This window comes from Rhodanobacter sp. OR87, assembly GCF_000473345.1.
In the GTDB taxonomy this organism is placed as follows: Bacteria; Pseudomonadota; Gammaproteobacteria; order Xanthomonadales; family Rhodanobacteraceae; genus Rhodanobacter; species Rhodanobacter denitrificans.
In genome coordinates, this window is the sequence record NZ_AXBJ01000006.1 from 30,972 (window position 1) to 44,459 (window position 13,488).

The following is a 13,488-nucleotide window of genomic DNA, read 5'->3' on the forward strand; positions in this document are numbered from 1 at the left end:
TTGCGGAAAGACAAGCTGAGCGCGCCTCGCCCCGCCTTCCTTGCGCAAGACCACGATCCCGGATGCGCGCGGCAGCCTAGCGGGCCTGGCGGCGTGAAGGTCCCGGCGAGGACGCGCTGCCGAGCATCGTCCTCTTGTTGCGCAGATGCGTCCGTGCCTGCTCCATCACCGCTTGCCGCAGGTGGCTCAGCGCCGCCGACGGCGAGCCGGGGGCGGCATGCAGGCACAGCTCCACGCCCGGCAGCGACGGCAGGCCGTGACGTTCATCCAGGCGCATCAGCGTGGGCGGCAGGTCGGCACCCGTGCGCACGGTGATGCCCAGGCCCGCGGCCACGCCGGCCCACAGGCTGTGCAGGCTGGCGGTGACGAAAGCCGGCCGCCAGGCGATGCCGGCCCGATCCAGCGCCGCCGTACCCGCCTGACGGAAGAAACACGGCGGCTGGTAGAGCGCCAGATCCAGCACCGTATCCGGCCGCACGACCTCGCCCGTACCTGCCGGTCCGATCCAGGTCATCGGCAGCGTGGCCAGACGCTCGGCGTCCGCGCGCCCGCCCTGGTTCATCGCAAGCACCAGGTCGAGCTCGCCGCGGTCGAGCCGTTCGAGCAGCAGCCCGTTGCGTTCGACCAGCACATCCACCCGCACCGCCGGGTAGGCCTTCCGGAACTGCCCCAACGCCATCGGCAACCAGGACTCGGCGAAATCGCCCGGCAGGCCGAAGCGCACCGTGCCGTCGATCGCCGCACCGCGCACCGCGTGGACCGCTTCGTCATTGAGTTCCAGGATGCGCCGCGCGTAGGCGAGAACGCGGTCGCCCGCCTCGGTCAGCACCACGCGGCGGCCCTGCCTGCGGAACAGCGGCTGGCCCAGCTGCAACTCCAGCTTGCGCATCTGCTGGCTGATCGCCGAGGGCGAGCGCCCGACCCGCTCCGCGGCACGCGCCAGTCCGCCCAGGTGCAGGATCGCCACCAGGCTGCGCAACGCGTCCATGTCGAGATTGGGGAGCGGCATCGGTAAGCAATTCGAAAGTATTACCCTCGAATTATTCGGTTTTCCCGCGTTTCGGCAAGCCCTACGATCGGCGCCTCACCCACGCATGCGCCACCCGATTCGAAAGAGGAAAACCCCATGAGCCTGTACCGTACCTTCTCCCGCCTTGCCGCCCTCGCCTGTCTGCTGCCCGGCCTAGCCTGGGCCTCCGGCGCCGGGGCGGCCGATGCCCGCGGCGATGTTTCGCTTGCCGGCACCTGGACGCTGGTGGCGGCCGACGTGCTGCATCCGGACGGCACGCGCTCGCACGACTACGGCGATGCGCCGAAGGGGCTGCTGCTGATCGACCGCGCGGGTCACTACTCGCTGCAGATTTTCCGTGCCGACCGCCCGCGCTTCGCCAACCCGGACAAGGCCAAGGCCAGCGCGCAGGAATATCGGGCGGCCGTGATGGGCGCAAGCACCCACTACGGCATGCTTGCGGTCGATCCGGGCCGGCACCAGCTGGTGTTCCATATCGAAGGCGCCTCCTTCCCCAATTGGGAGGGACAGCAGCAAAGCCGCGCCTTCGAGTTGCGCGGCGACACGCTCAGCTACCGGGTACCGCCGCGTCCGGACGGCAACGTGCCGATGTCGGTCTGGCGGCGCATCGGCGACTGAGCCGCCCGTAAAACCGGGGCAGAGGCGACGCTGCCGAGAACGTGCACTCTGCCTGCCTTGTTCCGGCAAGGGCTGGCGCTAACCGCCTGTCCGACAGCGAGGCCTGCCGATATCCTGCAGACGGGTCAGGTTGCGCGCAAGCCAGCCACCGCGCTCGAGAGAGCGCCCCTGTTCGGAATCCACGACATGCAGCCCAGCCAACGTATCGAGGCGTACTTGCGGCATATGCAGGGCGGCGGAATTGCTCGGAGCAACTTCGCGCCGCCGATCTGGACCGGCTTGTGCTCCGTAGGCATATTCCTGCCGCCTCCACCGTTTCTGAAATTACCGGCGATGATCGCGATATCGGCCGTTTCGGGCGTGTTGCTGGTTCTCGTCCTGTGGGTTGTCTTCGGACTCATGGCGCTGCTCCGCCCCATCACGGGACATCCGCCACCCTTTCGACGTTCTTGTGGACGGCCCCGATCAGCGCGGCTCTCATGGCGATCGGCAACCCGATCTACTATCGACGCATGGCGCGCCGACACGGTCTCGCAACCTGGTAGAAACCGCCGGTCCGGCTGGCGTCGGGAGGACGCCAACCGGACCGGCCAATCCGAGGTACCGCCAGCCGTACTCAGTGCGCGTCTTGCGCCACGGCCACGCTGTGCTCCTCCGCGCCATGGGCGGTGCCTGCCCCCACCCGATCCACATTCTCGACGTAGTGGATGTACTGCACGTAGTCGTTCACGTAGGCCCGGCCGTTCGCGACACTGGTATCGGCGCTGGCCCGTGCCGCCCGTGCCGCCGCGTAGCGCGCACGGATGCCGTGCTCGATCTTGCCGGTGATTTCGGTGACGAGTGCATCGACGTTGCCGCCCTTCAGGGCGGCATCGGCGGCGGCCACGCTTGGCTCGATCCCGCCGGCGGGCTTGATGACGCCGTCGAAGGCCACGCCCTCCGAAGCGCGATGGACTCGAACCAGCGTTTCGAAGAAGTGCATGTCGGCCAGCTGGCGGGCTTCCGGGCTCAGCTGACGCAGCTTGCGGGCCTGCGCATAGGCGCGCTTGACGGTCGCCTCCTCGGTTTCCGGCACCCACTTCAACAGCGGGGTGATGTCGCCGGTATTGAGGGCGACGGTAGCCTGGGTGATGACCGGGCCGTCTGCCGCATCGCAGTGGGCGGAGGCGGTTCCGACCATGCCGAGGCCGAGTGCGGCGGCGACGCCGACGGCGATCACGCGTTGGCGCAAGATGGAAAAGTTCATGGAGTGCTCCTGTTGAATGGTTCGGAACGAAGCGCCGAGCCGGTACCGACAGTTCGCGGCCCGATCCCTTCGCTGGGAACCATGATGGGGTCCGCCAGTGGCGGCGTCGTTCGCACGCACGCACTCGAACGCCTCCAAGATCAAGGCGTTATTTGCCTGATAAACAAAGAGTTGCTGGTTCGACCTTGAGCACAACCGAAAGTCGATCCGAAGGCCGCCGCTGCCTTGCCATGGCGGACCGGACTACCCGCAGGTTTCGTCGTGCCTGCCGGACACCGCCGTTCGCCGGGATCGCGCCACCGGGTGGTTCGGCCCGTCAGTCGAGCGGCGCACCGGCGGCGACTGAACGTGGGCAGCGCGGTACTGGCTGGGGGTCATGCCGGTCGATTTGCGGAACGCCGTGTTGAAGACGGATTTCGAATTGAAGCCCGCGTCGTACATCACCTGCAGGATCGTGTCCGTGCAGGTGCGATCCGCCAGCCGGGCCTTCGCCTCTTCCACTCGGTAGCCACTGATGAACTCGAAAAAATTCTGGTCGAAGCCCTGGTTCAGCAGGTGCGACAGCTCGCGCGGCGCCACGGCCAGCGCGCGGGCGAGCTGCGCCACGGTCAGGTTGGAGCCCAGATGGGGGCGCTGTTCGCGCATGTACTGCTGCAGTCGCTGCCTGAGCGCCTGATCGTCGTTGGCCACCGTCGCAGGCGGCGGCGATGCGGCTGCCGCCACCTCCTCCAGCAGCGCCGCTTCCTCGGCATCCAGTCCGCGGAAGATCACCGGTTGGCGCAATGCATTGAGCAGCAGGTAATTGACGAACACGAACCCGGTCACGCCGGCAAAGCCCACCACCCAATCCGCCTCGCCGGGACGCTTGAAGATGTGTGCGGAAAGGCAGTACAGCAAGCTCACCAGCCACACCGCGAAATAACCCAGCAGCAGCGAGCGCAGCCACGACAGCTGCTTGTTCTCGAGATCGGAAAAAACCCGCCGCAGGCCCGCACCGAAACGCGAAATGGCGCGGATGGTTGCGTACAGGTAGCCAAGCACCACGGCGTGGATGGCCACCGCCAGCAGCGGCGAGGTCAGCACACCCGGATAATCGCGCCGCTGCAGGATCTGCAGCTTGATTGCGCTCGGCTGCTGGTAGTACTCCACGATCAACACCGCAGCGACCACCCAGAACAGCAACGTGTGCACCAAGTGCTCCTTGCGCAAGCGGAAATCGCGGAGCATCAGCGATTTGGCATACAGATACAGCGTGCCAGCCTGCAGCAACCCGAGCAGCGTGCCGAGATAGGCCAGCCCTGGATGGCGCAGCGTGAGCCCGGTGCCGTAAAACAGGATTTCCGTCAGACCGCCGGCAAAACTGATCAGAGTGACCAGCAGCAGCCGATTGCTGGTCGTGCGGATGTTCTCGGGCAGCAGCAGGAACGCGGCCAGTGCCAGCGCCTGGATGATGCTGGTCACCAGCAGGATGTCGATCAGCGAAAACTGCATGGCGCGCCCCTCGTCGATTCAGGCCGGATAGCCGGTGATCCGGCGGATCTTCCGGTACAGCGGCCGCAGCTGGCGGTACATGCGCAGATACACCTCGGCATACAGCTGCTGGTAGATGCGTTGCGCCTGCGGGTCGGGCTGGAACACCTGGCCGACCCGGGTCATCGCCCTGATCGCGGCCGGGAAATCCGGATGCAGGCCGAGCCCCACCGCGCAGCAGATCGCCGCGCCCAGGCCGGAGGTTTCGTAGACCTGCGGGCGTTCGGCCGGCAGGCCGAAGACGTCGGCGGTGAGCTGCATGGCCGCCTCGCTTTGCGAGCCGCCACCGGAAACACGCAGCCGGGTGATCCGGGTGCCCGAGCGCCGCTCGATCTTCTCCTTGCCCTGGCGCAACGCGTAGGCGAGGCCTTCCAGGATCGCCCGGTAGACATGCGCGCGGGTGTGCACATCGCCGAAGCCGATGATCGCGCCCTTGGCCTCCAGCCCCGGATCGCGGATGCCGGGCGACCAGTACGGCTGCAGCGTCAGCCCCATCGAACCGGGCGGCACCGCGTTGACCAGCTCGTCGAACAACGCCTCCGGCTCGACGCCCAACGCCTGCGCGCGCTGCATCTCGCGCAGGCCGAATTCCTGCTTGAACCAGCTGACCATCCAGAAGCCGCGGTAAATCATCACCTCGGTATTGAAGTGATCGGGCACCGCGGCCGGATACGGTGGAATCATCGGCACCGTTTCCAGATAGCTGCGCCGGGTGGTGTTGATGGTGGCGGTAGTGGCATAGGACAGGCAGGCCGTGTCCGGCTCGACGCCGCCAGCGCCAAGCACCTCGCAGGCCTTGTCGGCGCCGGCGGCAATCAGCGGCAGACCTTCCGGAATGCCGGTGTGGCGGCTGGCTTCGGCACTGATGCGGCCAAGCTGCTCGCCCGGCTTGCAGAGCTTCGGCAACTGCGCACGATGCACCGGCATCGCCTGCCATTTCCAGTCGCGCGGCGCCGCCCAGCGCAGGCGCTTGTAATCGAACGGCAGGTAGGCCACGCAACAGGCCACCGAATCGACATACTGCCCGCACAGGCGCTGACTGAGAAAGCCCGACAGCAACAGCACCTTGTGGGTCTTCGCCCAGATTTCCGGCTGCTGCTGGGCAACCCAGTTGACCTCGGCCTGAGCGCGGAAATAATCCACCGTCGCCTGCGCGCCGGCCAGCTTGAACAGCCAGCCCCACGGCCCCTTGATCCGGCCACGCACCTCGGCGCGGCGCTGATCCAGCCACAGGATCGCCGGGCGCAGCGGCCGGCCGTGTTCGTCGACGTTGATCACGGTGCCGCGCTGGGTGGTCAGCGACACGCCCCTGATCAGGCTGCGGTCGATGTCCAGCTGCGCCCACAAGCGCCGACAGGCCTCGCCCACGCTGGTCCAGTAATACTCCGGATCCTGTTCGGCCCAGCCCGGCTGGGTGGAGTAGTACGCCTGCAGCTCGACCTTGCCCTTGCCGATCAAATGGCCGTCCATATCGAACAGCAACGCGCGCACGCTCTGGGTGCCGTTGTCGATCGCCAGCAGGTAGCCTTGCCCGCTCATGGCTCCGCGCCCTCCGCTGGTTGCCGCACTGCCACGGGCTCGGGCAGGCTGTAGCAACGCCGCCAGAGTGCCAGATAATCCTGCTGCTCACGCTCCCAGCGCTGGTCGCTCCAGCCCAGCCGCGGCTGGCACAACGCGCGGATGCGCGGCAGCTCGGCCAGCGCACCGCCGGCCAGCAGCAGGCCCAGCCGGGTTCGCCGCAGCAGCAGGTCGTCGAGGTGCAGCACCAGTTCGTTGTCCGCCGCCCACGCCAACTCCGCCCACAGCGTTTCGGTCGCGCCGACCCGTTCGCTGCCGACGCTCGCCAGCAGCGCCAGCAATCCTGGCAACGCTCGCCCGTGACGCCCGCGCAGGCGTCGCTGCCGGGCCGGGCTGAGCATCGGCAACGGTAGCGGCTGGCACGGGCCGAACACCGCCGCCGGCGGGTCACCCAGCGCGCGGCCGACGAATCCGGCACAAGCGCGCAGCACTTCCAACGCGAGCGGGCGGAAGGTGGTCAGCTTGCCGCCGGCCAGCGTCACGCAGCCCGGTTCGATCCACAGTGCGTGCTCGCGGTTTTCGTCGGAGGGTTTGCGGGCTAGCGCGCCGGCGCTGACCACCGGCCGCACGCCGGCCCAGGTGGACAGCACGTCGCCGGCGCGGACCCGCGCGCCGGGGAATACCTGCGCGATCGCGGCGAGCAGGTAATCCAGCTCCTCGGTGCTGATGCGCGCCTCCATGTCCAGCGGGTCGTGATGATCGAGATCGGTGGTGCCCACCACGGTGGCGCCTTCCCACGGAAACACGAACACCGGCCGCCGGTCGGCGGCGTGCATGAAGCTGATGGCGTGCGCCACCGGCAGCCGCCACGCCGGCAGCAGCAGATGGCTGCCGCGCAGCGGGCGGATATGCCCGGGGTGGCTCGGGTGGCGCAACTGATCCGCCCACGCCCCGGTCGCCTGGGCCACCGCCAAGCTGTGGAAGCGGTAGCGCCGGCCACTCTCGGCGTCCTCGGCGAGCACGCCGACGACCCGGCCGTCCACGCGCAACAGCTCTACCACCCGCATGCCGTTCAGCGCCTCGCCACCGTCGGCGCGCGCCTCGCCGAGCACGCGCAATACCAAGCGTGCATCATCGGTCACCGCGTCAAGGAAGCGCGTGCCGCCGAGCAGACCTTGCTGTTTCAGACCCGGTGCCAGATAGCGCAGCGGCGGCGGCGGGTAATAGCGATGGCGGCGCTGGCCGGCCAGCGCGTCGTACACCGTCAGCAGGCCGCCGAAAACTTTCGGCCCAGGGAAGTCGCCGCGGTAATGCGGCAGCACGAAGCTCAATGGATCGACCAGCCCGGGGGCCTCGTGCAGCAGGCGCTGGCGTTCATGCACCGAAGCACGGGTCAGCCCGAACTGGCCCTTGGCGATGTAGCGCAGGCCGCCGTGCACCATCTTCGACGAGCGGCTGGACGTGCCCCAGGCGAAATCGCGTTGCTCAAGCAGCAGGCAGCGCCAGCCGCGCCGCGCCGCCTCGCGCAGGATGCCGGCGCCGCAGATGCCGCCACCGACCACCAGCAGATCCCACTCCTGCGCCGCCAGCCCGGGCAGCGCATGTTCACGCCAGGCAGCGTTCCAGGCGGTGTTGCTCACGACTGCTCGATCAGCACGCCGGGCACCAGCTGCTGCTGCGGATCGAAATGTGCGGACAACGCCCGCAGCGTGGCCATGCCCAGCGCACCCTTCTCCACCGGCAGGTACGCGGCGTGGTCGCGACCCACCCCGTGCTGATGGCTGATGGTGCCGCGCTGGCCGACGATGGTCAGGCTGGCCGCGTGCTTGAGGCGCTGCCAACGCGCCAGCGCTTCGGCATAACTGGCACCTGGGCGGAACACGTAGGTGGTGTACAGACTCGAACCCTCGCCGTAGGCGTGCGACAAATGGGTGAACACGTGCACCCGTTCGCCTTCGGCAGCCAGGCCCTCGCGCAGACTCGCTTCGACCTGCTGCAGCAGGTTGTCGACGTTGCTCCAGTCGGTGGCGGTTTCCAGCGTGTCCACCACGTAACCGGCGCTCCACAGGCTGTGCCGCAGATACGGGAACCCAAAGCGGTGCTCCGCCCACTTGCGGCCCAGCACCCGGCCGGTGAACACGCCGCCGAAACCCTTCAGCAGCTTTCTGGCCTGCCGCAGCGAGGCTGCGTTCTGCACGCGGTTGCCGGTGACGCCGAAGGTGAGCATGCACTTGCCGTCACCGGCACCGCGCAACGCCAGATACTTTTCCAGCCAGGCCATCGGCCGCGGCTGGCCGGCCAGCACCAGCTGGGTCTGTGTCTCGACCGCGCCGGACAGGCGCAACATGGACAGCGGCACGCGCGCCTGCACCAGCTGGCGGACCGCCTGCATCGCCTGGTTCCAGTCGGGCAGGAATACCGCATAGAAATGCTCCTGCGCGGCCAGCCGGGTGATCCGCACCTTGACCTCGGAGAGGATGCCGAAGCGACCTTCCGAGCCCAGTACCAGCTCGCGCAGATCCGGCCCGGCGGCGGACGCCGGGAAGGCCGGAATCACCAACGGGCCGGCGAAGGTTTCCAGCGTGCCGCCGGCAAACAGCTGCTCGATGCGGCCATAGCGCAGCGACTGCTGGCCACTGGAACGGCTGGCCACCCAGCCACCCAGCGTGGACAGCTCCCACGATTGCGGAAAATGGCCCAGCGTGTAGCCGTGTGCGCGCAACTGGCTTTCCACTTGCGGCCCGTTGGCGCCCGGGCCGAAGGTGGCGAGCAGGCTGTCCTCGTCGATCTCGAACAGCTGGTTCAGGCGTTCCAGCGACACCGTCAGCACCGGCCGCGCGGACGCCTGCGGGTTGATGTGGCCAACCACCGAGGTGCCGCCGCCGTAGGGAATCACGACCACGTCGTGCGTCCTGGCCCAGTCCAGCAGCTCGCGGACCTGGGCGGCGGTTTCCGGACAGGCGACGCCGTCGGGAAATATGCCGAACTCGCCGGAGCGCATCGCCAACCAGTCCGGCAGGCTCTGCCCGCGGGCATGCCGCACGCGCTCCTCGGCACCCACGCTGACCAACGGATGCGCCGGCAGTCGCGAAACCGGCACCGTGCCCAGCACCTGCGCCAAGCTGGCATCGGCCAGCCGTTGGCCGGGGCCCACCCGCGCGGCGAGAAACGCCTCGCCGGCGGCCGGCAAAGCCATGACGGTCGTCTCTTCGCCCCAGCCGTTCCAACGCCGCATTGCCCACTCCGAGTGCTGTCGCCGACACTCCATACTATCGCGCATGTCGCCCGGTTTTCTGCACCCCTTCGGTCCCTCGCCGTCACCCATGGCGGCTCCGGTGAACAACGATCGGAGCACACGCAATTTCCTGAAACCGAGCGGCGCGGTATTGGCCATGGGCGCGGCCGGTGCCGCCACCGGCGGATTGCAAAATCCCTGCCGACGTTCCCATAGTTGCGAACGCAACCCCCTCCATGAGGACCCCCAGCACATGAAGACTGCCGCTCTGGGCTCGGCGCTTGTTTCGCTTGCCTGCCTCTTTTCCATCACCGCATTCGCGGCGCCTCCGACGAGCCGGGATGCGGCGAAGATCACGCCCGACATGATCCAGACCGCGTCGGACATCCCGGCCGGGGGAAACTGGGACCGGAAACCGGGACGGAGGAAGTTAAACGACCCTGAAATCCGGAAACCGGGACGGAGGAAGTTAAACGACCCTGAAACCCGGCTTGCACTTACCCACACCATCTGGTCTTGCCGATGCCATCCGCTGCTGTGCACGCAGACACTGGGGTACCAATCCACGGTCCCTCACATGCCTCGGAAACCGGGACGGAGGAAGTTAAACGACCCTGAAATCCGGCTTGCACTTACCCACACCATCTGGTCTAGGCCAGAAACAGAAACCGGAAACCGGGACAGCGGAAACCGCGGAAACCGGGACGGAGGAAGTTAAGCGACCCTGAAACCCGGCTTGCACTTACCCGCACCATCTGGTCTTGCCGATGCCATCCGCTGCTGTGCACGCGGACACTGGGGTACCAATCCACGGTCCCTCACATGCCTCGCCAAGCTCGCCTGGAAATTCCCGGGGTACCGCTCCACATCACCCAACGTGGGGTCAATCGATGCGCCATCTTTCTTGATGACGAAGACCGGCGCCACTATCTCCGTCTGCTGGGCGAGAGCGCCGCGAGCCACGGTCTGCGCATTCACGCCTACGTTTTGATGGGCAATCACGTGCACCTGCTCGTCAGTTCCGACGAGTCCGGCCAGGTATCGCTGGGCATGCGCCAACTGGGTCAGGCCTATGTCACCGCTTTCAACCGTCGCCATGGGCGCACCGGAACGCTGTGGGAAGGGCGCTTCAAATCCAGTCTGGTCGACTCGGACCGCTACCTGCTCGCCGCCTATCGGTATATCGAGCTCAACCCGGTTCGTGCCGCGATGGTCGAGAGGCCCGAACATCACCACTGGTCCAGCGTGCACGCCAACCTGGCACTTTGCGAAGACTCATTGGTGACACCCCACGCCTGTTTCATCGAGATGGGGACTACGCCACAGGTGCGCGCCGAAGCCTATCGGACATGGCTCAAACAAGGCGTCAGCGACGACGAGCTGATCGCCATTCGCCAGCACCTGCAGCAGGAACGCGCCTTTGGAAGCAAACGCTTTCAGGCCATGGCGGAAAGAACCTTGGGGCGTCCGGTGAATGTGCGGCGACCCGGGCGGCCGGGGCGAGACCAAGACAAACCCAAAGGCATTTAACTTCCTCCGTCCCGGTTTCCCGCCCGGCGCGGTCCCGGTTTCCCGCCCGGCGCGCAGCAGAACCACACGATAAAGGGGCAACCCGCCGCCTTTCGTCGCTGTTCCAGCTGCTGCCTGGACGGTTACGTCAAAGCCTTTTTACTGGGGATTGATGCAGATCACCACGACCCGTCTACGATCAGTCCATCATCATGTAACGCGAATCATTCGTATCGACACTCGGACGAGCTGTGCCCTTTCGCGTGCGTGAAATTTTGCTTGCGTGTCGATACGCCTCTTGACCAGGGAGAGTCTCTGACCATGACTGAAGTCCAGCAATTGGCGACCTTTGTCCACGGTGCCCAGTACGTACAAATCAGTGCGCAGGCAGTGGAACAAATCAAGATCCGCATCCTCGACACGCTCGGCGTTGCCATCGGCGCACTCGATGCGCCACCTCTGCGGGCGATCCGCAAGCTCACCGAATCACTCGGCGGCAACAGCGCTTCCACGTTGATTGGCGGTGGCAGCTCGGCGCCCGACCGGGCGGCGTTCTACAACATCGGTCTCAGCCGCTATCTCGATTTCATGGACAGTTACCTCGCCCCGGGCGAGACCTGCCATCCATCGGACAACATCGGTGCGGTGTTGGCGGCGGGCGAAAGCGTCAACGCCAGCGGCAAGGATTTGCTCACCGCGGTGGCAGTGGCGTACCAGGTGCATACGCGGCTGTCCGATGTGGCGCCGGTACGAGCCAAAGGTTTTGATCACACCGTGCAAGGCGCATACGCCGTAGCCGCCGCGGTCGCCAAGGTAATGAAACTCGACGCGTCCAAGACGGCTAACGCGATCGCCATTTCCGGCACCGCCAACAACGCCCTGCGCGTCACCCGCACCGGCAATCTGTCGAACTGGAAAGGCCTGGCCTACCCGCAAGTCGGCAAGGAAGGTACGCACGCGGCGCTGCTGGCCAGCGTGGGCATCAGCGGCCCCGAGCAGGTGTTTGAAGGCAACAAGGGGTTGAAGGAAACCATCACCGGCCCGTTTGATATCGACTGGTCGCGCGAAGATCTGGAAAGCGTCCTGCGCACCATCATCAAGAAGCACAACGCGGAGATCCATTCGCAGTCGTCGATCGATGCAGCCATCGAGATCACCGCTCGGCCCGGTTTTCGCGCTGATGCAATTCGGGCGGTGCACATCACCACGTTCCAGGTCGCCTACGACATCATCGGCGGTGGCGAGGAAGGCGACAAATGGCATATTCGCAGCAAGGAAGAGGCGGATCACTCGCTGCCGTACATGGTGGCCGTGGCGTTGCTGGATGGCGAGGTACAACCGGCCCAGTACGCTGCCGAACGCATCGTCGGCGCAGACGTGCAGGCGCTGCTGCAAAAAACCACGGTGACACCGGACGCCGCATTTTCCGCCCGCTTCCCGAAGGAAATGCCCAGCAAGGTGGAAGTGGAATTGAACGACGGGAAAATATTCTCTGCCACCGCGGCGGCTTACAAGGGGTTCACTTCGCAGCCGCTGGATTGGGCCAGTGCCTGTGAAAAATTCGATCGGTTGGTGACGCCTTTTGCGGGCGCTGAACTGGCCGACAAGATCGCGCGCACCGTGCATGAGCTGGATACCCACAGCGTGCGCGACTTGACCGCATTACTGGCAAAGGTTCCGTCGCAGCGCCACATCTCGGCTGCCGCCTGATCCCTGCACTACCCCCTGCAACGAAAGGAGAAATACCATGGCTACCACCAGTTTCGACTTCGTTCCGCGCGCGTATCGCCCCGACAAACCCCGCTCGTTCGGTCTGACCGAAATCCGCGGTCCGTATTACGCCACCTATGGCACGCGGCATCTGGAAGACGTGCTGGACGTCGCCGGCCAGTGGGTCGATGGCGTCAAATGGGCCGGCGGCTCGTTCGCCCTGCTGCCGCGCGAACAGGTACGTGCCTTCAGTGATCTGGCACACAAGCACAACGCCTACATTTCCTCGGGCGGCTGGATCGAAACGGTATTGCGCTACGGCCCGGACGCCGTGGACAAATACCTGAAAGAAGCCAAGGAAGTCGGCTTCGATGTGATCGAAATTTCCACCGGCTTCATCACCATCCCCACCTCCGGCCTGCTGCGCCTGATCGAGCAGGTCAAGAAGGCCGGGCTCAAGGCCAAACCGGAATTGGGCATCCAGTTCGGCTCCGGCGGCGATTCCACCGAGACCGAGTTGGCGGCCGAAGGCAAGAAGGATGTGGGCGATCTGATCAATCGCGCCAAGAGCGCGCTGGATGCCGGCGCCGACATCATCATGATCGAGTCCGAAGGCATCACCGAGAACGTGGTGACATGGAATACCGCGGCGGCGGCTTCGATCATCAACGGCGTGGGCCTGGAGCACGTCATGTTCGAGTCGGCCGACCCGTTAGTGTTCGAGTGGTACATCAAGAACTACGGCAACGAGGTCAACCTGTTTGTCGACCACTCGCAGATCCTGCAGCTGGAAGGCCTGCGCCAGAACATCTGGGGCAACAAATCCACTTGGGGCCGCATTGCCAATCCGGCACCCGCAAAGGGCTAAGTAACCCGAGGTGAGGACCTGCAACACGGCGTTCTGGCAGGTTGCCGGTGACAACCGCTGTTGTGCAAAAGGTGTCAGGGACAATTTGAACATCCCTGCGGCGAGACCGGGACCGGGACGGAGGAAGTTAAATCCCGTTCCGGTGTCCTTCAAAGCTTGAGCTTGTGTATTCTCGCACCAGCTGCCGCTCCCTCGCCGACCACACCGGGCAGAACGCCTCAACT

At 66.0% G+C, this 13,488-nt stretch carries 10 protein-coding genes and 1 pseudogene; 5 read left to right on the top strand and 6 right to left on the bottom strand.

Annotated elements, in window-relative coordinates; genetic code table 11:
• Positions 1-76 precede the first annotated feature (76 nt).
• Positions 77-1,009 (bottom strand): LysR substrate-binding domain-containing protein, encoded by a 933-nt coding sequence (locus RHOOR87_RS0107310; protein WP_051357940.1) that lies wholly within the window; start codon positions 1,007-1,009, stop codon positions 77-79.
• Between the two features lie 117 nt (positions 1,010-1,126).
• Here RHOOR87_RS0107310 and RHOOR87_RS0107315 point away from each other — a divergent pair, with 117 nt between their 5' ends.
• The gene (locus tag RHOOR87_RS0107315) at positions 1,127-1,648 is read left to right on the top strand and encodes a lipocalin-like domain-containing protein (RefSeq protein ID WP_027484650.1); all 522 of its coding nucleotides are present in this window, start codon (positions 1,127-1,129) and stop codon (positions 1,646-1,648) included.
• 225 nt (positions 1,649-1,873) lie between these two features.
• A pseudogene (locus RHOOR87_RS20720) lies at positions 1,874-1,978 on the top strand (hypothetical protein); the annotation flags it as partial.
• A gap of 286 nt (positions 1,979-2,264) precedes the next feature.
• On the opposite strand, the gene RHOOR87_RS0107320 reads toward RHOOR87_RS20720, so the two are convergent.
• The 5 genes from RHOOR87_RS0107320 to RHOOR87_RS0107340 all read right to left on the bottom strand — a co-directional run bounded on the left by RHOOR87_RS0107320 (position 2,265) and on the right by RHOOR87_RS0107340 (position 9,138).
• Positions 2,265-2,894 (bottom strand): DUF6448 family protein, encoded by a 630-nt coding sequence (locus RHOOR87_RS0107320; RefSeq protein WP_027484651.1) that lies wholly within the window; start codon positions 2,892-2,894, stop codon positions 2,265-2,267.
• Between the two features lie 243 nt (positions 2,895-3,137).
• Entirely contained in the window at positions 3,138-4,385 is a 1,248-nt protein-coding gene (locus RHOOR87_RS19045) for a helix-turn-helix domain-containing protein (protein WP_231381742.1), read from the bottom strand.
• Between the two features lie 18 nt (positions 4,386-4,403).
• Positions 4,404-5,963: an FGGY-family carbohydrate kinase gene (locus RHOOR87_RS0107330; RefSeq protein WP_027484652.1), complete on the bottom strand. Its 1,560-nt coding sequence runs from the start codon at positions 5,961-5,963 to the stop codon at positions 4,404-4,406.
• Positions 5,960-7,582: a glycerol-3-phosphate dehydrogenase/oxidase gene (locus RHOOR87_RS0107335; protein ID WP_027484653.1), complete on the bottom strand. Its 1,623-nt coding sequence runs from the start codon at positions 7,580-7,582 to the stop codon at positions 5,960-5,962. The genes RHOOR87_RS0107330 and RHOOR87_RS0107335 overlap by 4 nt, the downstream gene beginning before the upstream one ends.
• Entirely contained in the window at positions 7,579-9,138 is a 1,560-nt protein-coding gene (locus RHOOR87_RS0107340) for an FAD-binding oxidoreductase (protein WP_231381743.1), read from the bottom strand. Before RHOOR87_RS0107340 ends, RHOOR87_RS0107335 begins: the two co-directional genes overlap by 4 nt.
• Positions 9,139-9,999: 861 nt before the next feature.
• On the opposite strand from RHOOR87_RS0107340, the gene RHOOR87_RS0107345 reads away from it, so the two are divergent.
• The 3 genes from RHOOR87_RS0107345 (at position 10,000) to RHOOR87_RS0107355 (ending at position 13,264) form a co-directional block, all read left to right on the top strand.
• The gene (locus tag RHOOR87_RS0107345) at positions 10,000-10,707 is read left to right on the top strand and encodes a transposase (RefSeq protein ID WP_015448168.1); all 708 of its coding nucleotides are present in this window, start codon (positions 10,000-10,002) and stop codon (positions 10,705-10,707) included.
• Positions 10,708-11,007: 300 nt separating this feature from the next.
• Positions 11,008-12,396 carry an MmgE/PrpD family protein gene (locus RHOOR87_RS0107350; protein WP_027484655.1) on the top strand — a complete coding sequence of 463 codons (1,389 nt, stop codon included), beginning with the start codon at positions 11,008-11,010 and terminating at the stop codon, positions 12,394-12,396.
• A gap of 37 nt (positions 12,397-12,433) precedes the next feature.
• Positions 12,434-13,264, top strand: coding sequence for a phosphosulfolactate synthase (locus tag RHOOR87_RS0107355; protein WP_007511860.1), 831 nt, complete (start codon positions 12,434-12,436; stop codon positions 13,262-13,264).
• Positions 13,265-13,488 lie beyond the last annotated feature (224 nt).